At 48.5% G+C, this 22,481-nt stretch carries 18 protein-coding genes and 1 riboswitch; of the genes, 1 reads left to right on the plus strand and 17 read right to left on the minus strand.

Annotated elements, in window-relative coordinates; translation table 11 throughout:
* Window position 1: 1 nt before the first annotated feature.
* The 13 genes from NC796_RS08815 to NC796_RS08875 all read right to left on the minus strand — a co-directional run bounded on the left by NC796_RS08815 (window position 2) and on the right by NC796_RS08875 (window position 17,496).
* On the minus strand, window positions 2–994 hold the full coding sequence (locus NC796_RS08815; RefSeq protein WP_310684012.1) for a mechanosensitive ion channel domain-containing protein: 993 nt from the start codon (window positions 992–994) through the stop codon (window positions 2–4).
* An 11-nt stretch (window positions 995–1,005) separates the two neighbouring features.
* Window positions 1,006–4,002, minus strand: coding sequence for a hypothetical protein (locus NC796_RS08820; protein WP_310684013.1), 2,997 nt, complete (start codon window positions 4,000–4,002; stop codon window positions 1,006–1,008).
* A 410-nt stretch (window positions 4,003–4,412) separates the two neighbouring features.
* Window positions 4,413–6,233: a phosphomethylpyrimidine synthase ThiC gene (gene thiC, locus NC796_RS08825; RefSeq protein WP_409070363.1), complete on the minus strand. Its 1,821-nt coding sequence runs from the start codon at window positions 6,231–6,233 to the stop codon at window positions 4,413–4,415.
* Window positions 6,234–6,439: 206 nt separating this feature from the next.
* Window positions 6,440–6,553: riboswitch (TPP riboswitch) on the minus strand.
* Window positions 6,554–6,692: 139 nt separating this feature from the next.
* Window positions 6,693–7,862, minus strand: a complete 1,170-nt coding sequence (locus NC796_RS08830) for a ZIP family metal transporter (RefSeq protein WP_310684015.1) — start codon at window positions 7,860–7,862, stop codon at window positions 6,693–6,695.
* Window positions 7,859–8,980, minus strand: a complete 1,122-nt coding sequence (locus tag NC796_RS08835; protein ID WP_310684016.1) for a multicopper oxidase domain-containing protein — start codon at window positions 8,978–8,980, stop codon at window positions 7,859–7,861. Before NC796_RS08835 ends, NC796_RS08830 begins: the two co-directional genes overlap by 4 nt.
* A gap of 211 nt (window positions 8,981–9,191) precedes the next feature.
* Window positions 9,192–9,773, minus strand: coding sequence for a choice-of-anchor V domain-containing protein (locus tag NC796_RS08840; RefSeq protein ID WP_310684017.1), 582 nt, complete (start codon window positions 9,771–9,773; stop codon window positions 9,192–9,194).
* A gap of 435 nt (window positions 9,774–10,208) precedes the next feature.
* The gene (locus tag NC796_RS08845) at window positions 10,209–11,222 is read right to left on the minus strand and encodes a hypothetical protein (RefSeq protein WP_310684018.1); all 1,014 of its coding nucleotides are present in this window, start codon (window positions 11,220–11,222) and stop codon (window positions 10,209–10,211) included.
* Window positions 11,223–11,697: 475 nt separating this feature from the next.
* Window positions 11,698–12,489 carry an ABC transporter permease gene (locus tag NC796_RS08850; RefSeq protein WP_310684019.1) on the minus strand — a complete coding sequence of 264 codons (792 nt, stop codon included), beginning with the start codon at window positions 12,487–12,489 and terminating at the stop codon, window positions 11,698–11,700.
* A gap of 194 nt (window positions 12,490–12,683) precedes the next feature.
* Window positions 12,684–13,313, minus strand: a complete 630-nt coding sequence (locus NC796_RS08855; protein ID WP_310684020.1) for an ABC transporter ATP-binding protein — start codon at window positions 13,311–13,313, stop codon at window positions 12,684–12,686.
* A 5-nt stretch (window positions 13,314–13,318) separates the two neighbouring features.
* On the minus strand, window positions 13,319–15,343 hold the full coding sequence (locus tag NC796_RS08860) for a cation:proton antiporter (protein ID WP_310684021.1): 2,025 nt from the start codon (window positions 15,341–15,343) through the stop codon (window positions 13,319–13,321).
* Between the two features lie 237 nt (window positions 15,344–15,580).
* Window positions 15,581–16,180 (minus strand): DJ-1/PfpI family protein, encoded by a 600-nt coding sequence (locus NC796_RS08865; RefSeq protein ID WP_310684022.1) that lies wholly within the window; start codon window positions 16,178–16,180, stop codon window positions 15,581–15,583.
* 213 nt (window positions 16,181–16,393) lie between these two features.
* Window positions 16,394–16,972, minus strand: coding sequence for a DUF3124 domain-containing protein (locus tag NC796_RS08870; protein ID WP_310684023.1), 579 nt, complete (start codon window positions 16,970–16,972; stop codon window positions 16,394–16,396).
* 44 nt (window positions 16,973–17,016) lie between these two features.
* On the minus strand, window positions 17,017–17,496 hold the full coding sequence (locus NC796_RS08875) for a copper chaperone PCu(A)C (RefSeq protein WP_310684025.1): 480 nt from the start codon (window positions 17,494–17,496) through the stop codon (window positions 17,017–17,019).
* A gap of 193 nt (window positions 17,497–17,689) precedes the next feature.
* On the opposite strand from NC796_RS08875, the gene NC796_RS08880 reads away from it, so the two are divergent.
* Window positions 17,690–17,842 carry a hypothetical protein gene (locus NC796_RS08880; RefSeq protein ID WP_310684026.1) on the plus strand — a complete coding sequence of 51 codons (153 nt, stop codon included), beginning with the start codon at window positions 17,690–17,692 and terminating at the stop codon, window positions 17,840–17,842.
* A gap of 193 nt (window positions 17,843–18,035) precedes the next feature.
* Here the strand turns inward: NC796_RS08880 and NC796_RS08885 are convergent, their stop codons facing one another.
* The 4 genes from NC796_RS08885 to NC796_RS08900 form a co-directional block, all read right to left on the minus strand.
* Window positions 18,036–20,387 carry a TonB-dependent receptor domain-containing protein gene (locus NC796_RS08885; protein ID WP_310684027.1) on the minus strand — a complete coding sequence of 784 codons (2,352 nt, stop codon included), beginning with the start codon at window positions 20,385–20,387 and terminating at the stop codon, window positions 18,036–18,038.
* Between the two features lie 94 nt (window positions 20,388–20,481).
* Window positions 20,482–20,904 carry a hypothetical protein gene (locus NC796_RS08890; RefSeq protein WP_310684028.1) on the minus strand — a complete coding sequence of 141 codons (423 nt, stop codon included), beginning with the start codon at window positions 20,902–20,904 and terminating at the stop codon, window positions 20,482–20,484.
* Between the two features lie 5 nt (window positions 20,905–20,909).
* Window positions 20,910–21,494, minus strand: coding sequence for an SCO family protein (locus tag NC796_RS08895; RefSeq protein WP_310684029.1), 585 nt, complete (start codon window positions 21,492–21,494; stop codon window positions 20,910–20,912).
* Window positions 21,495–21,530: 36 nt separating this feature from the next.
* Window positions 21,531–22,460 carry a cation diffusion facilitator family transporter gene (locus NC796_RS08900; protein WP_310684030.1) on the minus strand — a complete coding sequence of 310 codons (930 nt, stop codon included), beginning with the start codon at window positions 22,458–22,460 and terminating at the stop codon, window positions 21,531–21,533.
* Window positions 22,461–22,481: the final 21 nt, after the last annotated feature.

Genomic DNA, 22,481 nt, shown 5'->3' on the forward strand with positions numbered 1-22,481 from the left:
TTTATGCTGTCTCCTCAAGTGATCGAGTGAGTAGGTTCCGCCGATTTAGTTCAGACAAGATAAGCTCCGTCATCTCACTTTGAAACGGAAACTCGTAACGTATATCAAGCACATACGCTTTGACTCGCAGTTTCAGAACGAAGTTTTTTTCATGAATTTCATTTTTTGCAATCACTACCACCGGCTTTTTCAGGTAGACATACCGCGATGATACAGCGGCCTTATAGGCGATTCGCTTTACGAGGTCGATATCGATATCGGCGGGCAGGAATATCTCAGCCACTACCTGGCAGTCCAAGGCCCCGGAGTTGGCATTTGAGATCGCCTTGCTGGAGATCTCTCCATTGGGCAGGCTCACCACCGAGTCGTCCGGCGTAACAATGCGCGTGGACCGAAGTCCAATTTGGACAACCTCGCCATAGTAGTCCCCAACTTCAATTTTGTCCCCCACCTGGAAGGGACGGTCCAGGATGATAATAAAGCCACCGAATATATTTTTCAGGATATCCTGGGAGGCCAGTCCCACCGCAATACCGATGGTGGCCGTTACGGTGATGATTGTCTCAAACGGCGGATCGATAATGCCTGCTATGACAATATAGAGGGAAAACGACCAGATCGTGATCCGAACAATAGGCACCGAGCGCTTAATAGCGAGCCGGTACTTCGAAGTTTTTTCAGAGAGATTATCGATAATCTGGATCAAAAACCGGTTCAGGAAATAGGTGACAGCAAGGATGAGCAGGATCATGAAGACCATGCCAAATGATATCAGTTCCCCAATTTGCCCTACGAGTTTCTGGGGAGTGTCACCATTCGTTTCCTCTGCCTTTTCAGAGGTAGTTCCCGAAGTTGGGATCTCAACTTTCAGCGTGTCGTTTTGCTGTACTGTAGCGGTGTCGGGCTGATTGTCCTGCGAAAAAACCGTAGTTGGGATTAAGCAACTACTCAAACCTACAAATAGAACAAGGAAAAGAATATATGCCTTTTTCATATGTGGTCTCCTCAGTATAGATGTATGATATTTCGTTCTTTCAGTACCTTCACTACCTGTCGATACATCAGGTGATTTAGCGTGTATTGAGAATCGTTTTGCTGCAGCAATCCCCTTGTTTTCAGGCGCGTCAGAATTAACCGGCTCTCCTGTTCATTCAATTGCAGGATTTTGGAAAGTTGGGAGGGCGTAAGTGAGTCGTGGAGGACCATGGCAGAAAGGGGGAACAATATTTCAGGCGTGAGCTCCTCCACAAGCTCAAGTTCGGTGACCTCAAGCGGTTTGATATAAAAATGGGTATCACTGTATGCCCGAATGGAACGAACCCAAAAGATCATAGCAATGGAGGCGTTACCCTGGGCTAAAGCTGCAAGTTTCTCAAAATAGGAGTCACGCAGATATTCCTGTGCTTCCTCTTCTTTATCAAGGAGTTTGCGGTAAGCCCGGTCCTTGTTCTGCGACTCCCCCGGCTCGAAAACCAGTTCATAGCCACTGGCTTCATGGCGTTTCATGATCACCGATTTGATCTGTTCATCAGTTAAGTTGTCAGACTTCAGGATATGTGAAAAATAGTCGGCCACCGATAATGTTTTCTGCAGGAAATGCCATGCATAGGAAGAGCAGCTGGTGATCCAGAAGATATTATCTTTGGTCTCTGAAATAATATAAAGCAGGGTTTCCAGTCCTCCATAGCCATTCAGGTTACGCAGGTACAGGTTTTGGAGTGCTTCCACCACAATGATCTGCTTTTTTCTTCTCTTGAGTGAAGCAATGATGGCATCTACAGAGTTGGATTTGTTCATGCCAAGCGCTTCCCCCAGTAATTTTACCACCTCCTCTTTGGTGGAATAGGTTTCTCCCAATACAATACGAGTTGTCTTGGCTTTGGGAAACACTTCATCGAGGGCAAAATTAAGATATGTCGATTTCCCGCTGCCCTTTTCACCCATTACAGCAAATGTTGCTGGAAAGCCGCTCTGCCAGTTTTCATAGGCTCTGCTCAACATGTTGAAGTTTTCATTCATCGTCACATAAAAACGCCGGTCGGTGTCAGCAGAAAAGTTGAACAGACGGCGGTAGATATAGGGAAGCTCACCGACTTTGGAGTCGGTCTCCGTGAGATAATGTGCTATCTCTGCTTTCTGTTCCTCTTTCTTTTTCTCTTCTTCAAAGCCCAAGAATGTTGTCACCGAATGGAAGTATTTCTTCCACTTTCGGAGCAAAAATCGTCCCAGTAGCGTGATGCGATCTTCCATTCGGGCCCATCGTGCACGTAGCTTCGTAGTCCAGCTTTGGGCTGTTTCTTTCACCCTGTATCTTGCATCAAGGATCTGGAAATCACTCGGATCTCCCGTATGGAGCAGGTTGAGCAGTCGGCTATAAAATGCGCTGCTCTCTTCAAGGACAACATTTCTCAGCTCATCCTGCTTTTTAGCTATCGATTCGGAACACTGTGCCAGCTTCAGTTCACTCCGTTCAAGGGCCTCGCGTGCAATGCCTATCGGGTCCTCTGTCTCCTTGCCTTTCTCTTCAAGAAGTTCCTGCGAGGAACCCATATTTACCTCAATTACTTCACGAATCTCTTGAAGTTCATTGATCTGAGAACGAAGGAACTCATCATACTTTTGGAACCCGGGATTCACTTTACCCAGCACATGCTCCTTCAATGCCCGAATTACCAGCAGGCGCCACTCAATAGTCTTGTAGCTGAGTGAGGGGGGATCCTGGTCCAGCTTCTGGTCATGAACAAATGGCACGCTGTCTGCAACTTCATTGGCTTGCAGCAGGGCCTTTTCAGAAAATTGTTCGGCCATTTGGCTAAGCTCTCTTTGCTCAAGCGATTTTTCCACTGAATTGATCAGCTTATCCAGCTTTTCCTCCAGTTGCACTCGAGAGGTTTTCAGGTACTCAAGCTTTTCTTTCTTGGATCTGCTACTGTCCAGCTCATCCAGCTTATCTTGAACTACATGCAGTTCCTCCTGCACTTTACTTATTCTTACAAAGAAAAAGCGTTTGAAATAATCTTCGATGGATTCGAAAAATGACCGGCTATCTTCCTCCAGCCGGTTTCGGAAATCCAGGAACCTGTTGATCGTCCCGGTTTTGTCGAGGAGTGATTGCTGCACTTTTTTCCACTTTTCCGCATGATCCGAAAGCGTTTGTGCAGCCTTTGATTTGGTCCTGTTAATTCGTGCTTTACTGTAGAATGAGGCCCTTTTCTCGAACGTCCCTGCTTTCTCGAAGTGATTAAGGAGAAGCTTCTTAACCGCCCGCCGGTCTTCACCCAGCTCTTCGTGAAGGGCAGCTTTTTGCGATTGAATCTGTTCCAGGAACTCCTCCACCTGCTTTTTCAGACTCTTGTAAAGCTCCGACAGGTTGTCTTCACTTTTACCGCTATATTCTTCAGCAAGAAACTCCTCCAACCCTGATATTATTGTAACCAGCGGTCTTTCATCCTCATTGATCCACCATTTGGGGAGCTGGGTACGGGCAAACAGGTGATATTCAATAACCTGCTTGAGTGGAATATGTTGAGTCCATGGCTGATAGGTTTTTTCAGGTTTTTTGGACTTCCTTCGTATAAAGTTAAGCAGATTGTGGCCAGACCGGTCAATCGAGCGGAAGAGACGCTTGAACGCTTTCCCGGTTTTTACAACAATCGAGTCTTTTGGCAGAGGGCGGAAGCGATCTTCATTCTGTTCAATTGTTGCCTCACGGTCAAAGCTTCCCGCAAATTGATACACAGCCACCATATAGGCGTCAGCCAGTTTATCCTGTTCCTGCTGGTCGAGCTTGTTATTTAACTTCCCAATGGCATTTTGGAGTTCCGAAAGCAGCCAGGCAGGTGTAGGTTCTGAGTCCTGGATATTATCCAGCAATTCTTTCAGTACCTCCTCAAAAGACTCAAGCCGAGATGTTCTCTTCTTTTCTATAATCTGGATAAAGTCGGATTTCGACTTTTCCTCAAGCGCTTTCTGTATATCCTCTACACCAGAAGTTTTTGTCATGTCCCCATCCCGCTGTAAAATACCTAAAGTTAGTTGAACTGAATTCGTCCTGATAAATTTAAACTATCGATGATGATAGCCTTAATTTAATTGTAACTAAAATAAGCCAAAATGTGATAGAAATAATACACTAGACAATTCAGTATGATTTACCTAGTGCCTAGAATGTTTTTCATCATAATCACGTTCGAAACGAACCGGATGTAGTGATTGCTGATGCTATTTATGGCCAACTCAAAAAGTTATTTTAGTCTGTTTGTAATTATAGGTGTTCCTTTGATATGAACAAATCCGCCAGGTGGGCTAAAGTAACAGAAATAATTTGAGTCTGAAGGTCTGGGAGGGTAGCGCAGGAATGAGCTCCCGCACTGGTGTCAAGGTGTACTCTCCTACTGTACAATCAGTAGTAGTTACTGATAGATTTCACCTCCTTTATCCATGAACTCTCCCGACTTTTCCTGCATCCCTTCCTCGCGTGCTTTCTTGGAGTCATCGATCTGGCGCTCCTCCGCATATTCTCTGACCTCCTGGGAAATTTTCATGGAGCAGAATTTGGGACCGCACATGGAACAGAAATGAGCTACTTTGGCCGCGTCATTGGGCAGGGTTTCGTCATGATACTCGCGGGCCCGGTGCGGATCCAGGCTGAGGTTAAACTGGTCGTTCCACCGGAACTCAAAGCGGGCCTTGGAGAGCGCGTTGTCGTGGGCCTGTGCCCCGGGATGTCCCTTGGCCAGGTCAGCTGCATGCGCGGCAAGCTTGTAGGATATCACACCCTCCCGCACGTCGTGCTTGTTGGGCAGCCCCAGGTGCTCCTTCGGCGTAACATAGCAGAGCATAGCCGTGCCGTACCACCCGATCATGGCCGCCCCAATCGCCGAGGTGATATGATCATACCCGGGCGCTATGTCTGTAGTGAGGGGACCCAGCGTATAGAATGGGGCTTCATGGCACCACTCCAACTGTTTCGCCATATTCTCCTTGATCATGTGCATAGGTACGTATCCCGGCCCTTCGTTCATCACCTGCACGTCATACTCCCAAGCGCGCTTGGTGAGGTCGCCCTGAACCTTCAATTCAGCAAACTGTGCTTCGTCGTTCGCATCGGCGATGGAGCCGGGACGCAGGCCGTCGCCGATAGAAAGTGAAATATCATAGGCAGCACAGATCTCACAGATCTCGTCCCAGTGGGTATAGAGAAAGTTTTCATCGTGATGCGCCAGGCACCATTTGGCCATAATGGACCCACCCCGCGATACGATGCCAGTTACCCGTTCCGCTGTCTTGGGAATAAATCGGAGCAGCACGCCGGCATGGATTGTCATATAGTCAACGCCCTGCTCGGCCTGTTCAATAATGGTATCCCGGAATATCGGCCAGTTGAGTTCCTCAGCTTTGCCATTCACCTTTTCAAGTGCCTGGTAAATAGGAACAGTACCCACCGGGACCGGGCTGTTGCGGATAATCCACTCCCGTGCTTCGTGGATGTTATCGCCCGTGGAGAGATCCATGATCGTATCGGCGCCCCATCTGGTCGCCCATACCAGCTTTTCCACTTCTTCGGCAATGGAGGAGGTCACGGCAGAATTCCCCATATTGGCATTAATCTTTACCAGGAAATTACGGCCGATGATCATCGGTTCCAGCTCCGGGTGATTGATATTGGATGGGATGATCGCCCGGCCTTTTGCCACTTCATCACGGACAAACTCCGGGGTGATGGTGTCGGGTATTTCAGCACCCATCGGCTGCCCCGGGTGCTGGTCCAGCAGGTCGCTGTCTTCCAGGGACTGGCGTTTCTGGTTCTCACGAATGGCGATGAACTCCATCTCGGGCGTAATGATCCCTTTCCGGGCATAGTGCATCTGGGTGACCCGCCGCCCATCTTTCGCCTTTCGCGGTTTGTGAGTATGCTTAAACTGCAGGTGAGGTAACTGGGGATCATCTCTCCGTTTGCGGGTGTATTCTGATGAAAACTGCTCCAGCTGCCGGGTATCGTCCCGTTCCTGAATCCACTGCTCCCGGATGCGCGGTATCCCTTTTCGGATATCAATGTCAGTCTGGGAATCGGTATACGGCCCGGATGTGTCATAAACATAGACGTCTGGGTTGGCTTCGGTACCGAACAGGGAGGAGGTTTCATCCTGTGAAATTTTGCGCATGGGAACCTTGATATCAACGCGGCTGCCCTGCACAAACACTTTTTCCGAGCCAGGCAGCGGCTGTTTCATGTCGCTGTCCAGTTCTGTGTTGCCAGGTGTGCCCGGATGGCTTCTATCTCCATCGGAATGGAGGCTCGTTGTTTTGCTGTGATCTTCTTTGGATTGGTGGTCTGAATCAGACATAGTGATCTCTTCCTTATAAGTTGCAGATATCAATTACAACGAAAGAGGGGAGACTTGAAGAATCCTGGTGAAACAGTGCTGTAACGTAAAAGATGTGTCACCGAAAGCTTCCTTCCGTCGGTACTAACCGAGTCAAGTTCCTGGAGTTTTTCTCAGCCTTATCGATCCCTGCACAAGGGAGGGACAAAGCACCCCCAGCTTTCGCTGGAACCAACATAACAAGGGAAGAGGTGGCGTGCAAGTTTTCAGTATTCTAAGATCTGCGAACTCTGTGTAATCAGCGGGTGAAACTTGCCTAATCGGTGGTTTATTCTTCCCCACCCGTAGATGATGCTGATGTCCTGGTTAAACAGCTACTAGCAGCGCCGTGCCATACATGATGGCGACTCCCAAGACAAAACCAGTAAGATTAGGAACGGTAAACCACGACTTGGAAGGAGCGTTTTTGGTGAGAAAGACTCCGACTTCCACAATAACCTGTAGGATAGCCCCCGCCCCGATGGCAAACAGGATAGCGCCCCAGTGCGGTGCGTATGAAAAAGCCCCGATAAGCGTTCCGGCTGCCGCAGGGAGGCCCGCCAAGAGCGTCAGATTGACGAATGTGCCGAAGCTGGTTTTCCTGCTCAACAGGGGCGCTGCTATACCGATACCCTCCGTCAGGTTGTGAAGGGTAAATCCCACCACGAGAAAAGAGCCCAGCGCCGCTTCACCCGAAGCCATAGCCGCCCCGACCGCCAGCCCTTCACCAAGGTTGTGGAGCCCGATACCGAAGGCCAGGTAGGTGGCCAGGGAAAGACCTTCCGGCGCCTGTCCACCCCGGCGACCAACAGCAAAAATGATTAAAAAGGCAATGCCCGTGGTCAGCCAGACGAGCAGGTTACCACTGAATACGCCGGCTGTCTGCTGTGATATTTCAAATCCCTCTTGCAGGGTGTCGATAAACAGGTACGCGAGGAGCCCGATTGTGAGTGTGAGCAGAAAGTTGAGCCCTTTAGATCCCAACGTTTTCAGGTAGGGGTAGAATAGCAATCCAAGGCCTACTGGTATTACCCCGATATAGATCCCCAGCAAAATATAAGCACCCACACGCTGCAACGACCAGGCTGGTGTAGGTTCCGCAATTTCAATGGTATGGCTGAACGTTGCGCCGGTACTTGTGATAAGTTTTATTTCGTGTAGCTCATGCCGAACCCATGGGTAGGGAATGTCTATTTTAGCAGTAGAAAGGCGAGATAAGGAACCTTTCGGAGTCTGTGTAAATTCCCAGTAGGCGTCGTCGACCAGTACCTGGGCTATCTTGACCGGCTCCGAGCCATTGACGCGAACGGTCAGGTGGATACCCTCCTCATCCAGCACGGTACGCTCCACGGTTACTTCTTCAATGGGAGGGGCCTGAACACCCAGCGGCTCCAGGGGATTGGTTGCAAAAAACAGGGCGATCGATCCCAAGAGTAGTACGACTGGCAGTATCAGCCAAGTCCATTTCGGAAGGCGTTGTGTTATCTTGTCGCTCATACCGATATCTCCGCATCCTTATTTACGACATCGAAAAAGCTCATCCAGCCCAGCTCGGCAAACTCTGACTGGTGAGCGTGGAACATATATTTGCCGGGCTCAAAGTCTTCGAACGAAAATTCTAGAATTCCACGCTGTGCCTGGCACATCATCACCGTATCGATATTCTCATTTGTGGGGGTCAGCGTGGTGCCATGATCATAGAAGTCGAAGAAGTTGGCGTGCAAGTGAAAGGAGTTGATCGGGTCGAACTCCGTGATGTTGATCAGGTAGACCCTGATCGGCTGGTCATGTTGCACTTTGATCGGTTTGTGTTGATAAGCAAACGCGACCGTATTAGCGGCATACACTTCATTATCGTTGTCAAAATTTGTGTCAAAGCCGTTCATTACGATTATGAACTCCTGCCAGCGTTCGTTTTCCTTGGTACCCAACAGGCGGGAACGAGCGGTATCTTCATACTCCGGGTGACGCTCAGGGTCAGGATCGACAATAAAAGCACCGTACAAACCCTTGTGAATATGGCGTTTTAGTGGGGTGGAGTGGCAATGGTAGAGATGACATCCGAAGGGTGCTGCATCAAACTCGTAGGTAAAAGATTCGGCCGGACCGATCATTCCGGGCCCGGTACCAGGGATTCCATCCATCGATGAGGAGTGAATTCCATGAAAATGGATGGTGTGAGCGTGTGAACCCGCATTAATGAAATGGATTCGGATACGATCGCCCTCGGTACAGCGAAGAGTGGGGCCCGGAACACGTCCATTATAGGTCCACGCCGGGAAAAAGATACCGGGAGCTATTTCGATCTCTTTGTCAATGGCCGAGATTTCATACTCCCGCAGGGTCTGTCCGTTTGGCAAAGTGGAAACGTTACCGGTATCCCAATCTGTTAACATCTGGTGGGGATCAAAACCGTTGCGCTGGTGGTCCACCTGACCCATGGTTGTCATTGCACCGTGCCCTTTATTCTGCGCGGCTGTTTTTGGGGATTGTTCCCCGTTGTAGGTAGGTTGGTCTTTTTGGCCCAGACCGGAGAACAGCGATCCAAGCAAGGTGGCGGCACCAGAGAACAGACCGGTTTTCAGGAAGAACTTTCTGGAAAATTTAGGCGACATAACAACCTCCTGGCTGGTTAATCAGCAAGTATTATTAATATAGAAAAAAATAATTTTTAGTTAAAGCTAATTAGGGGCAAGAAGTGAGATGGGAGACTTGGGATGAGCACATTCTGTCTTTTTTGACCTGATGGGACTGCGATATTACTCGTAAAGAAGTAAGATCTGCAGATTAAGTAAGGCACGGCTGAACCGGTCTCCCCTTATAAATTTACTGTTTAGCGGCGGAAAGCTGGAGTTCTTTTGTCAGGATGAAATCGCTAAATTCAGAGGCATCTCCGTTTGCGGCGTTGGCAGCCAAGTGGATTTGAACTTCATCTTGGCGTTGCGGTGCAATCCATTTGAACTGCCAGTAGGTAGACTCATTTCCTGTGAGTTCCGTCCCCTTTGCGGAGTGCTGTAGGTACTGGATGCTGTCGGGCGTGTTTGAGGTGAACTGCGTGCGATCAGATTGCGGACTGAACATGCCGGCTTGCCAGCCATCTGCAAATCGAGCCGTGAGCTGGAACCCGGCTTTTGCCAATCCAGGACGTTCTATGTGAATGCGAATCATATAGGATTGACCGCTTTTATATTCTTGAGGGAATCCATCAACAGATAGTTTACCTTCGTCATGGTTAAGTGGATAATCAAAATGACAGCTGTGGCAGGTATCCTCTCCAAATCCCCCGGTAAAGGCCCCGGTTAGGTGTTCGGGATATTTATTGGGTACAGACCCCGATACGGAGCTGCCCACTTCAAACCCCAAGCCAACAAGTAACGTCAGGACTGTAGGGAGAATTAGTTTAATCATATGAATCATGTAAGTGGATGAAATGGATTCCAGAAGTATTGACTTGAGGAACAAATTTACGCTAATAGAAATAACCTCAAAATTAATAAAGATAAAATGGCTACCAAGGTATAAATACCCTCTCTGTCATCCTGTACCACAGCTACGCCATGGCTTCAAAGAGTGGGTCTGATCTGGGATTTCGTGGGGCTGTCTGGCGTTGATAACATTTTTTAATCAGATTAGCGCTATGGTTCCCTGCGAGATCCTGAAACAAGTTCGGGATGACACCATCTTTTTTAACCGCTAAACGTGTAAAGAAAAATTACTCGGTTAGAGTCGGATAATCTGCGAACTCTGCGCCATCTGCGGGAATAAAATTCTCCCCGTAATTATTTGGAAACAAGTTCAATTAATCCAGCAATTGCTTACTGAACCCGCCTCATCCGGGTTCTATTAGTTTATTACCGCCCGCCCCAGATAATTCGTATCAGTGCCGAACCAGATGGAGTTGGTTTCTTCGTCAAATACCATATGCCGGACGGTGCCGCCGCCACTCTCAATTTCAGTAGAGCTGACAAACTCTTTCGATTTTGTATCAAACCCGACAAACATGTTGGGATCAACCCCGGTTTCAACAACCCAGAAATGATCCTGATCATCAACCGTTACCGCGTAGGGGCGTGAGCTGGTACCAGAAGGCAACGGCCACTCCTGGAAGGAACCGTCAGCAGGATCATACATTCCCACATAGCCTCGGGAATAGTCGCCGTACCAGATGGTACCGTCAGAGGTTTGTGCCAGTCGGCGGGGACGTGAATCTGCATTGGGGAGCTCAATTTCGGTAAGCTCCATCGTTTCAGGATCTACAGTGGCTAACTTATTAGTGCCAAACAGGGCGATCCACGGCTGCTCCATGTTTTGATCCATGATAATGCCATATGGTCGTGCCCGTGGAGTTTCCACCGGAATGATAGTCGGTTCGCCGGTTTCAACATTGAAAAACCCAACCGAGTTTGCCCCCTGTGATGTGAACCACATATTGCCATCCTCGTTGAACGCTATGGTATGCGGATCGCGGGCACTGTTGTCGTCGGGCATCATGTATTTGGTGATTTCCCCGGTCTCGGGATTAACTTTACCGATGTGGTTGGCACGGTTTCCGGCGTACCATGGGAACCCGTTGTCATCGACGACCACGGTGTGGGGTCCCGCCCCATCTTCGAGATCAATTTTACGAAATTCTTCAGTTTCTGGATCAAATTCGCCTACGTAGTGGGAGCGCTGTCCGACAAACCAGATGTCGCCATCGGGAGCCACATAGGGATCACGCGGTCGGCTGTTTTCCCAGGGTACCTGCCATTCGCTGATCTGAACTTCTACGACGGCATTGGTATCGATTTCTTTATCGGAGAATGCATATACAAATAATACGGCAATACTCAGGATGGATAAGGTTAGCTTCTTCATAACCGGAAATATTTTATGAGGAGTTAATATATATGACGGTCTGCGTTACAATAATCAACGACCGCTTGTTTGGGTGCTACTAAGGAAATCTCCAGTATATATGTTACAACCCAAAGTTGAAGAAATTCTGAATGTTTTGCGAGGGAATATGTTGCCTTTATTAGTCGGGTTAATATTCTCCTAATAATATCCTGGCAACCATAAAAAGTAATGCCCTATCTATTCGCGGGAATTAATTCCCACGCCAGTGATTGCTGAAGCAGGGTATTGTGAGGCAGCATAGGGTCGGGTGTACGACACCTTCCCAGCGATTTTTAATTTTTTTAGTAGTTTGTTCATGGTTGGGAGACAGTTGCACTACTGACCAATCAGTTGGGCCAAAGATTTTCACAGATGAAAATTAATGAATACAGATATAGAACATGTATTCTAACAAGGATTTCCACAATCAATATTAACCTGTGTAGATCTGTGGCTAATTCTTCAAAATGGATTCGTCCAGCATGTCATTTTCCCGGAATACAAAAGAGTTGGAGAGTAAAATCCCGAGGTAAACAGAGAGGACTGTTCCGGCAAAAATGGCAAGCATAATCATAATCTGGTATTTGATGGCGATGATCGGTGAGCTGCCGCTGAGAATTTGCCCCGTCATCATGCCGGGCAGTGAGACGAGTCCGATGGTGGCCATAGTTGCCAGGGTGGGGTTGGCTGAACGTTTAAGAGCTCGCTGGAAAAAGGGAAACAGCGCCTCATGCCTTGTGGCACCGCAGGCCAGGTAAAACTGGTAGCGCTCTTTTTGCTCTTTCAGGCTGTAATAGAAATCGTTGATGCCGATCACGTTACTCCGCAGACAGTTGCCCAGCACCATGCCGGTGATCGGGATGGTATACTGGGCGGCCAAAAACTTGGGAAGCTGGATCACCAGCTCAAGGAAAAAGAGATCGATCAGGATTATGCCGAAAAAGGTGGCCCCGAAGATGGGAAGGATCAGCTTCCACTGCCGGTTTAGCTCACTTCGGTCGATCGTGGCAAAATCGGCCACGCCCACCATCACCAGGATCCATGCCATGTTGATCCACGCATTGTCCAGCACAAACAGGTATTCCAGGTAGTAACCAACAAACAGCAGCTGCAAGGTCATCCGCAGTGTGGCAATGCCCAGTTTTTTGTTGAGTCCCGTTTTATAGCGCCACAGGATGAACGCCGGGATCAGCAAAATCAGGAAGCCGATGCCCAGTTGCAGCCAACCCAGATCAATAATTTCCATAAAATTATGACACGTCTTTAAATTTCTAGTTTAAAACTTGTAGAGACACATTGAATGTGTCTTAAGATAATGCCGGTTGAAGTAAGCAAGACGGATGCAATACGTCTCTGCAGGCTTTTAATGTAAGCGTTGGTTTCACATTTATGACATTTGTGCTACCCTTATCCTTGTCAATTTTGTGTTAATCCGTGGCCCTATTTCAGTTCAATGATTTTATCACACCGCTCCAGCCAAAAGGGATCGTGTGTTGTGGAGATAATCGTCTGCCCATTATCTGAAAACAGCAGGTCGATCGCTTTCTGCTTAGAATCTTCATCCAGGGCCGAGGTCGGCTCATCCAGCAGCATCAGGGGACGATCAAGCAGATGGCAGAGCACAAGTCCAACGCGCTGCCGTTGACCAGTAGAAAGCTCCCGGAACGGTTTGGGCAGTAGGGAAGAAGAAAGTCCCAGCAATGAGAGCTTACTTTTGATTTGATCTCCACCCGGTTTTTTTGAACGATTATACTGAAATTCAAATATTCTGTCGATCACCTCACCTACGGTGCCATCTCCGATGTTAAGATCTTGTGGGAGCCAGGCCGTGGCTTTGCGGATTGTAGCAAAATTATCACTTGCTATGGATGTTCCCTGGTATCGTATATCCCCCGATTTCAACTCTTCAAAACCCAACAGAAGTCGGAGTAGTGTAGTTTTTCCGGTTCCGGAATCCGCTTTGATCGCCACTTTTTGGCCCATCCCAATCGAAGCTGAAAAGTTGTTGATAACCGGCGTGGTACTGTCCCCATATTGAAAAGTTACCCCGTCAAAGTTGATCAGTGCCATATGAATTAGGTCTGCTCGTTTTTAAATGATTCGGTAGCCCTGAAAAGATGAGCACACGTGGTAAACTGGGAGGCGGTTCCGACAAGTACTAATCGGTCGCCGGGTTCCACAAGGAAGTCGCCATCGGGATTGCCGATTGTTTTTTCGCCGCGTCGAACGGCCAGTACGCTGAGATCATACTTGTTGCGCAGCTGCAGCTCACGTAGCGTTTTATTGGCCGAGGGTGATCCTTCTCGTACAGCTACGGCGCGGGTGTGTAATCCTTCCTCATCCAGTCCTTGCAGCACCATCAGGTGAGCTTCCTGGATACTTCCGCGCAGGATTTTGTAGTCCTCGGCGCGGAGAGTTCGAATATGTTCTTCAATTTCGTCTTCCGGGATCATGTAGGCCCCAAGCACCTGTGAGAAAATACGAACAGTGGTCTCCATCTCTTCCGGTATGACAATGTCGGCACCGGCATCCTCCAGCATCTCTACTTCGTTGAGGAAGCGAGTACGCACCAGGATCTGGAGGGTGGGATTTTCAAAATGGGCGGCTTTGATGATACGCGGGCTTGCAGCGGGATCATTGATGGCGATGACGCAGAGCTTGGCAGTGGCAATTTCTGCCAGCTCGAGGATGTGCGAACTACTGGCATCGCCATAAATAACCGGGATCTCTTCGGCTCGCATCTCGGCAACCGAATCGGGATTCATCTCAATCACCACAAATGGGATACCGGTCTCGCGGAGCACCTTTACCAGGCGGCGTCCGGCAGGACCGTATCCCACAATGACGACATGATCTTCGTGCTCTGGCCTGGTTTCCGGAGTTTTGGCTTCGTTATCGCGTCCCAAATGTTTGAGAGGGGTTTTTGCCAGTGCGGTTCCGAGTCCGGGTCCCAGGTTTAGCAGAAAGGGGGTCAAAATCATCAGCAATACCGAGACGGCGATGAAGGTTTGTGAACCCAGATCTCCCATCCCCGCCGGCGTCATCCCCGCCATGCGTCCTGCCCGCTCCAGGACAAAGGAAAACTCCCCGATCTGTGCCAGTGCCAGTCCTGATGCCGCGGCAATGCGAACGGGGTAGCCGAGGGTGAGAAGGCTGGTGGAGGTGATCAAAAGTTTGAGGATAATGACAACTGCTGCAGTCGCAAGTAAAATAACTGGATACTCGATGACGTAGCTGATATCGAGAAGCATCCCTACTGAAACAAAGAAGACAGCGTTAAAGATAGTGCGCAGCGGCAGGATTTCACTGAGCGCCTGTTCGCTAAAATGGCTTTCACTAACTACGAGACCAGCTAAAAAAGCCCCGAGTGCCAGGCTTACGTTGGCCATGCTGGTGAGGGCGGCCGTGCCAAAACAGATCGCGACTACGGTCAGCAGGAACAGTTCCTGTCGGCGGGTTTTTGCGACTTTTTCCAAGATCCAGGGTACAATACGGCGTGCCAGGACAATCACAAACGCAATAAGTAGCAGCGCCTTGCCGAGAATCCACAACAGGTCGAGCCCGGAATCAGATTCTCCGGAGAGGATCGGGATCATAAGCACCATCACAATGATGGCCAAATCCTGGAAGATAAGTACCGCCAGGGAAAGCTGGCCGGATGGCGTGTCGGTTTCCCGGCGTTGGCTTAAAAGTCCCAGCACGATGGCTGTACTACTCAAGGCCACGAGAAAACCTGTGTAGATGCTGGTGTTGAGATTCACTTCAAAAACCATAAGTATCCCCACCACTGCGCCTGTTGTCAATAATACCTGCAGGCCGCCACCCACGAATATCGCTTTACGGATGCGGTTCAGTTTGTCGAGGCTAAATTCGATACCGATGGTAAACAGCAGTAATATGACCCCGATTTCGGCAAGCATATCGACCAGCTCCTGGTCGGGGACGAGCGCAAGGGCATTGGGACCGATGACAACCCCGGCAATAAGGAAGCCTACAATAGGCACTAGCTTGAGACGGTAGCAAAGGTAGGCGATACCCACACTGACCAGGAAGAGGGCTACAAGTTCATTTAAAAAAGGAAGTCCTACAGCTGGCGTCATCTACTTTGTTGGTCGGTTAATTGAATCAAATTAAAGAAACGAAGATAACGGATAGAAAATGAAATTAAGAATTAGGAATTTAAAAATTAAGAATGGAGAATTAGGAGGGAACCCATCCTAGAATAGGTTGACAACCTAGCACAAAAATACGCATTACGAATTATGCATTACTCATAAAAAACTCGTCGGTTTAATAAGGCATAAACCGACGAGCAGGATTAAATAAGTTGAAATTGATCAGGCTTTAACCGTCTCTTTATGTGATATCTGGGTCCCAAGTACTTTCAGAAATGCGGCCAGCCATTTGGGGTGTCCCGGCCAGGCGGGGGAGGTGACCAGGTTGCCATCAACCACAACTTCTGTGGCCTCCACATCTTTGTAGTTGGCGCCGGCGACTTCCATCTCGGGTCCAACTGCCGGGTAAGCAGTCAGCGTTCTCCCCTTGACGGCATCGGCAGCCGACAAGATCTGAAGTCCGTGGCACAGTGCCGCAACCGGTTTATCCTTGTTCATAAAGTGATTCACAATTTCCAGCACTCCTTTTTCTCGTCGCAGATACTCCGGGGCCCGGCCTCCGGATATAACAAGTGCGTCATAATCAGCGGGATTCACATCACTAAAAGTGGCATTTAGTGTGAAGTTATGTCCCGGCTTTTCAGAATAGGTTTGGTCACCTTCAAAATCGTGGATTGCTGTTTTGACTGATTCCCCCGACTTCTTTTTGGGACAAATGGCGTGAACGGTGTGCCCCACCATCTGCAGTGCCTGGAACGGAACCATTATTTCGTAATCTTCTCCGTAGTCTCCGACTAGTTGCAATATTTTTTTCCCACTCATGATAATTCTCCCAAATATTTAGTTTTAAAGATTTCTTATTACACTCAAAAAAACTGGGCTTTGGAGGGTAAAGTTCCGCCTAAATTAGTTTAAGCCTAATCACTGATGCGGGAACTAATTCCCGCGCAATAGATGTGGCCGATAAGAATTTGAAACACTAACAGATGATCGGTAATAGGTGAACCCCTTCGTTCTCAATGTACAAAAGAAATCTTACTCCTTAACATTTTGGCCAAGGGAATGGATAGCACGTCCCTCGCTTACAAAAGAAATGCCCTGCTGCTGAGAGGTACTGATCATCACCGCTTCAATAATAGGGTGACTAACTTGTTCCTCCGATTCCCAGAGAACCAAGAAGTTGGCCCCCACGCCCCCGCGCAGATCCTCCTCTTCAACTACAAAAGAAGTTGAGGCAAGTGGCCCTATCGTCTGTGGCTGATCTAGATATTTATGGACCAGGCTTCCTTTTGAATCGTAATAGTACACTTTTTTGAGGGTAATTGGATGTTGCATGTCGGAATTTCTGAAGCTTAGCGTGGCAGTCAGGTTGAAGGTCTTCCTGTGATCCAGCTGGTAAATATGGGAATAGACAGGTACGTAGACATTCTCTCCCATTATGGCGTTTTCGCTGAAGTTGACAAATGATGCGGCCGTTAATGCGGTAGTCGAATCGGAAGGGGCAACGGCTGAACCCTTGCCAGAGGGGGATTCCTGCCTATTCTCTGTTTGGCAGCCTGCAACGATAAGAAGAAAGAATAAACTCGGAAGACTAAAGAAGAGAAACCGCGTCATAAAATAGGCGTTATTTTAGAATTTAATTACAACTTAAGAAAATGTCAGTTAATGTGATTTTGACTTTCCCCCGATACAGGAACGTTGAGCTTTACAGAACCATATTGTGAGAATAAGAGTCTCAGAGAAATTGAATCACCGGTAGTCAAATCCCTGCTCAACTGCATCATCATGATGTGATATCCGCCGGGTTTCAGTTCAGTAATGGAACGAGCTTCTATCGGTAATTCTCCAACCGGGCGCATCCCTGAAACACCATCTTTTTCATAGGATTGATGGATTTCAGTAATCAAGGCCGCATTTGTAGTTACACTTACCAGCGTATCCGTGTTTTCCATCCCATTGGCAATTGTTAAGTAAGCCCCGCCCGTCATCCCCAGCTTGGCTGGACGTGCCCATGCATCACGGACTTCAATTTTGTTCTGTGGCAGATCAGCATTGATATTTCCCTTTTCAGCGCGACAGGAAATAAGTAGTATTCCAAATATAAACGAAACAAAAACTAACAGGTGGTCAAGAATCATAAGCTTGAAAATAATTTAGCACTCATTTTTATAAATTCGATTTAAGTGTATTTCTGGACGAATCGAGAATCTAATCATGTTGCTACAACCCGATAACTAGTTGTCTCCAATAAATTTAGAGTTGGTACTGGAAATTAAACAGGTTTCCAGATAAGTTGTAAGTCAATCCTAAATAAAATAAGGGAGGATTGTAATGTGTAAACGAACCGAATGTCCCGAATGTGGTGCTACCGCTACGGAACCATGTCTTCATGAACCACAAGATGATTGTGTAAGGGAAGTTGCCACATGTCCACAATGTGGGGCTGTTGCAGCAGAACCCTGCCTGGAAGAGGCTGAAGCTTAAATTTCAATCACCTATTGAAATTCAGAAAATAAATAAGAGGGGAGAAGCAGTATAGAACTTTCCCCTCTTATTATTAATGCGGAATTCAGAATTCTGAGGGAAACAGTTAGCCAAGTACAATTCTTAATTTTTCATTCCTAATTCAAGATGGAGCCCACCGCCGAGGTAGACTCCATCAAGATTATCTTTAGGATTAGAAAGTATAGGCCAGATCAAAGAATATTACCCGCCCGGGTTCCGGTATGCGAGTGCCTGAATATTCCGCCATCATCATCCCGGCAAATGGATTGTTCGCGTTTAGGTGATTCACATACCGTTCGTTAAAAATATTATTGACACCGAGTTGCAGACTTAACCCATCCACCACCTCCACACCGCCTTTAAGATCGAATGTGGTGTATCCATCCGTCGGCTGCTCGCCGCGCAATGTGGCAACCCGGTCCTGCTCGGAAACGGTATGCAGAACGCCTTCCACAAAGAACCTTTGATCCACCGGTTCATATCGCATCTTCGTGTCCACACCGAAAGGAGAGATTCCCAGAGCAGGCTCATCAACGGTTTCATCCTGTCCCCAGAGGTAACGACCAGATACTTCTGCCTGCAATGCAGATATGAAACGATAAGCCAGGGACGATTCGAGTCCCCAGAATTTGGCTTCTCCGTTCCGGTATTGATATACCGTGTTTGGACTCAGCGGCAGTCGCTTGGGAAGGTCAGTGGCCCGGATGGTGATGTAGTTCTCCATATAGCGCGTAAAGGTGTTGAAAGAGAATGCCCACTTTGGATAGTGGCTCTCAATCCATAGGTCAAGCTGGGTACTGCGCTCAGGCTTAAGGCCTGGATTCCCCACAAACTCTGCGCTGGTCTGTGCTTTCGAAGCGGGGATCCGATCCGAATAACGTTCTGTGGCATCGGCTGTACGTACCGCTGAACCAATGCCTGCCGAGAAGACCCAGTGCTCCCCGGGGGTGGCACTCAGCGTAAAGGCACCGTTCAGGTTTGTTTCCGAGTGGTTGAGATCAGTTGATACATTCTGCTCAAAAAAGTCGGAAATACGATTTCGGTCTGCCGTGGCATTTACAAAATCGAGACGGACGGTTCCTGCAGCAGAAAATATGCTGTTGAGACTGTGCTCGGCGCGGGTGAAGATGCCGGCGTCAGTGATGGTAGCGTCGGGCCACATCTGGTCAACGAGGGGGAAAGCCGGTGGTTTCATGCCTTCATCCCGGCGATCGATAGTACGCACCGCATTGCGATTGGCAGAATAGATATCGGCGCCTACTTCTATACTCCAGTTATCCGCAGGGACAAGTTCAAATGCTGCGCGTCCGCCGGCCACATCCATCGAGGCGTCGACATCCACATCGAGGGCGAAGGGCGGCACGCGTCCCTCCATCGGCATGGCGGTGGGTTTGCTGTCGTTATCCATGGCGTGGTCCACCGAGTTGTAATATGCTTTAATCTCGATGGATTGCAGGAGGCCGATGTTTTGCTGCCAGTTCCAGGCCAGCGATGTGTTGTAGGAATCGAAGTAGTTGGCATCCAGCAGCCGACCGGGGTAGTTGACATCGTTCTGATTTTGATAGCCAAGTCCCAGCGTCAGGCGCCCGTTGGCAGAGGTGGCGTAGCTCAATTTACTGCGAAATTCCCGTGACTGGAAGTTGGCCGGCACTGAGGTCGAGTTGCCATCCTCATAATCGCTGCCTTCGCGCCAGGCGGTGTTCAGCCAGTATCCCAGCTTATCGAATTTGCCCGAAACGGTGGCCGTACCTTCAAACGCGTTGTAGTTGCTGTCGAAACCAGAGGCAATTTTACCATGTGTGGTATGGCTGGGGATATTGGTCAGGTCATTGGTTTCCACACGGATGGCACTCAGGTTGCCGGCGCCCCAAGTCAGGGCATAGGGTCCTTTCACCACCTGCATCGACTGAATGGCACTCGGATCGAGGTGGCTCAGCGAAGAGTCCATCCGTGCCGGACCCGCAGGGAAGATGCGCGTGCCGTCGAGATAGGTGCCCACCTCGGTCTCCCGAAGTCCGCGAACCACGGGATCGAGTCCGATGGGACCGCGACGCACGGCGTCAACACCAGCAACAACCCGCAGTAGCTCGCCGGAGTCCCGGGGATTTGCTTCCCGGACCTGCTGGTTTGCGAGCTCTGTCTCGGGTTCCAGGTCGGGCCGCAGGGCACTTACGGCAATGCCGGAAAGCTCGTACGAAACTTCCCACATCGAAAGTTGCACTGTGGTGGTTTGACCGGATTCAACTCTAATTTTCCGCTGAGTCGGTTCAAATCCTACGAACGTTGCTTTAAGGATATACGTACCGGCTGGAACGTTACTAATCCTGAATTCCCCTTTGGCATCAGTTGTGGTGCCCAATGTGGTATTTGGAATAAAAATATTCACATCACTGATGGGACGGTCATTATTCTGATTTGTAATGGTACCGGATATAGTACCGGTGGATTGTGAAAAAGTCCTTGCAGGGTACAGCAATATCAGTAGCGTACACGCTGCGAGGATTGTTTTTTGTAGAGTAAACATTTTATCCTCCGTTTGAGATAAAGTAATAAATCGCATCGTCCGGGTGGTTACGGGACGAAATGATTCGATTTAGATTTGATCGGGATGGATCGAATCAGGCGATTTGCGGAGGATGGAAAATGTCTTTTGAATAGGATTGGAGTTCGTCATCACTAAATATTACCGGAAGGAAAGAAAATTCCAGGTTCCGTTCAGCTTCAACGAGCACCGGGAGGAGAACTTTGGAAAGCTGAAGGCTGGAAATGACATTCATATTGTGGGTCCCACAGGAACAGTAAAAAGGACGGTCTCCATGTTTTTCATGGCAAGAACACGGCATATTCATTGAACCGGATGTCTTTACCATGCAGACGCCATCCATCATACATGCTATATGCTCGGAATGAGGTCCGGGAAACAAAGCTTTGTAGGAATGAGGGGAAAGCGGGAACTGGGAGCCCAGCAGAACGAGTCCCATTACCGGGACGATCAGTGTCCTTAGATAAACAAACCAGCGATATGTGCGTAATGATTTCACTGGAATTATCTGAGCTGGTTGATTCCTTCCACAATATGTTCCGGTTTGGAGAAGCTGCCACTGTATTCCAGTCGCAGCCGCCCCTGCCTGTCCATTAAAGATATGCGATTTGTGTGCTTCATGAAATAGAGTTCTTTTCCTTCATCGGAAGTCTTGGTATAGGAGACGTCGGCCGTGATATCCAGGCTGCTCAAAAGAGAATCGACTGTTGTCGTGTCGCCGGTGAGGAAGGTGAACTCTTCTTCATCCAGCTTAAACTGCTGCATATAGTTTTTTAGTACAGAGGGAGTATCGCGCCGGGGGTCAAAGGAAATTCCCACAAAATGGACATTTTCTGTGCTCTCCAGCTGATTTTTCACGTTGTTCATATTAGCAGTAATCGCCGGGCATACATCAGGACAGTTCGTATAGATAAAGCCGAGAACAGTAACTTCTCCCTCAAAATCATCCGGAAACGTAACACTTGTGCTATCCTGGTCCAGCACCTGAAAAGATTGATCACTCAGATCTTTGATAACTTCAGGCTGATTACAGGATGCAAGAAATAGTATTAATAGGGGATAAAGAATCGAACTCGTATGAAAATTCAAATTGAAGGATTGTGATTTAAAATTGGGATTTGTTCATTAATGGCAGGGAATTTCTGCATGATTTTCGCATGGCTCAAATTCAAATTCAAGCGTGGAGTGGTGGATATTGAATTTTGACTTCAGGAGATCCTTAATATTTGTTTTGATCTTTTCCATGTTGTGGAGCTCTTCTTCATCAATCACCACGTGACTTTCCAGGAGGATATTGTTCTCGTCCAGTCTCCACACGTGCACGTGGTGTATATCAAGCACCTTGCCGATCGATTTCATAGCCTCTGTCACCTGTTCCAGGTCAATTTCGCGTGGCGTGCTCTCCATCAAGATGTTGATGGTCTTTTTCACCATATAGTAGCTTTGCCACAGGATATAACCGGCTATCACAAGCGTGAGAATCGTGTCCACAATATAAAGCTGGTATTCCAAAATCAGCCAGCCGGCCACGATGACTCCGACTGAGGAGAGCGCATCCGACAAAATGTGAATATATGCGCTGCGGATGTTGATATTTTCTTTGGATTTGCTGAAAAGCAGGCCCGCTGTAATGACATTGCCAAGCAAGCCGATGATGGCTACGATAAACATCGTAAGCCCGTCTATGGGCTGTGGATTGTAGAATCGCTCGACGCCCTCCTTGATCAGGAATAGCGCGATAATCACCAGCGTAATCAGGTTGATGAAGGCACCGATAATCTCCGCTCGTTTATATCCAAATGTTTTTCTCCGGTTGGCGTCCTTTTTCGAAATTTTACGCGCCACCAGGCTGATCCCCAGTGAAGCGGTGTCGTTTAGATTATGGAGGGCATCGGAAAGCAGTGAGAGACTGTTTGAAAGAATGCCACCCACAAACTCGGCTACTGTAATCATGAGGTTCAGGAAAATAGAGATCCACAATCGTCCCTCGGTAGTGTCCTCCCCGTGGTGATGATGGTGCCCGTGACTATGACTGTGTTCGTGAGTATGTGCCATCTTCGTTCAACAATTGCTGGG

The organism is Aliifodinibius sp. S!AR15-10 (genome assembly GCF_031569985.1).
In the GTDB taxonomy this organism is placed as follows: domain Bacteria; phylum Bacteroidota; class Rhodothermia; order Balneolales; family Balneolaceae; genus JAMQKA01.

What these genes read in the sequence shown, in the direction of transcription:
- NC796_RS08815 (WP_310684012.1), bottom strand. Translation starts at nt 994, where the DNA reads ATGAAAAAGGCATATATTCTTTTCCTTGTTCTATTTGTAGGTTTGAGT.
- NC796_RS08820 (WP_310684013.1), bottom strand. Translation starts at nt 4,002, where the DNA reads ATGACAAAAACTTCTGGTGTAGAGGATATACAGAAAGCGCTTGAGGAA.
- thiC (WP_409070363.1), bottom strand. Translation starts at nt 6,233, where the DNA reads ATGAAACAGCCGCTGCCTGGCTCGGAAAAAGTGTTTGTGCAGGGCAGC.
- NC796_RS08830 (WP_310684015.1), bottom strand. Translation starts at nt 7,862, where the DNA reads ATGAGCGACAAGATAACACAACGCCTTCCGAAATGGACTTGGCTGATA.
- NC796_RS08835 (WP_310684016.1), bottom strand. Translation starts at nt 8,980, where the DNA reads ATGTCGCCTAAATTTTCCAGAAAGTTCTTCCTGAAAACCGGTCTGTTC.
- NC796_RS08840 (WP_310684017.1), bottom strand. Translation starts at nt 9,773, where the DNA reads ATGATTAAACTAATTCTCCCTACAGTCCTGACGTTACTTGTTGGCTTG.
- NC796_RS08845 (WP_310684018.1), bottom strand. Translation starts at nt 11,222, where the DNA reads ATGAAGAAGCTAACCTTATCCATCCTGAGTATTGCCGTATTATTTGTA.
- NC796_RS08850 (WP_310684019.1), bottom strand. Translation starts at nt 12,489, where the DNA reads ATGGAAATTATTGATCTGGGTTGGCTGCAACTGGGCATCGGCTTCCTG.
- NC796_RS08855 (WP_310684020.1), bottom strand. Translation starts at nt 13,313, where the DNA reads ATGGCACTGATCAACTTTGACGGGGTAACTTTTCAATATGGGGACAGT.
- NC796_RS08860 (WP_310684021.1), bottom strand. Translation starts at nt 15,343, where the DNA reads ATGACGCCAGCTGTAGGACTTCCTTTTTTAAATGAACTTGTAGCCCTC.
- NC796_RS08865 (WP_310684022.1), bottom strand. Translation starts at nt 16,180, where the DNA reads ATGAGTGGGAAAAAAATATTGCAACTAGTCGGAGACTACGGAGAAGAT.
- NC796_RS08870 (WP_310684023.1), bottom strand. Translation starts at nt 16,972, where the DNA reads ATGACGCGGTTTCTCTTCTTTAGTCTTCCGAGTTTATTCTTTCTTCTT.
- NC796_RS08875 (WP_310684025.1), bottom strand. Translation starts at nt 17,496, where the DNA reads ATGATTCTTGACCACCTGTTAGTTTTTGTTTCGTTTATATTTGGAATA.
- NC796_RS08880 (WP_310684026.1), top strand. Translation starts at nt 17,690, where the DNA reads ATGTGTAAACGAACCGAATGTCCCGAATGTGGTGCTACCGCTACGGAA.
- NC796_RS08885 (WP_310684027.1), bottom strand. Translation starts at nt 20,387, where the DNA reads ATGTTTACTCTACAAAAAACAATCCTCGCAGCGTGTACGCTACTGATA.
- NC796_RS08900 (WP_310684030.1), bottom strand. Translation starts at nt 22,460, where the DNA reads ATGGCACATACTCACGAACACAGTCATAGTCACGGGCACCATCATCAC.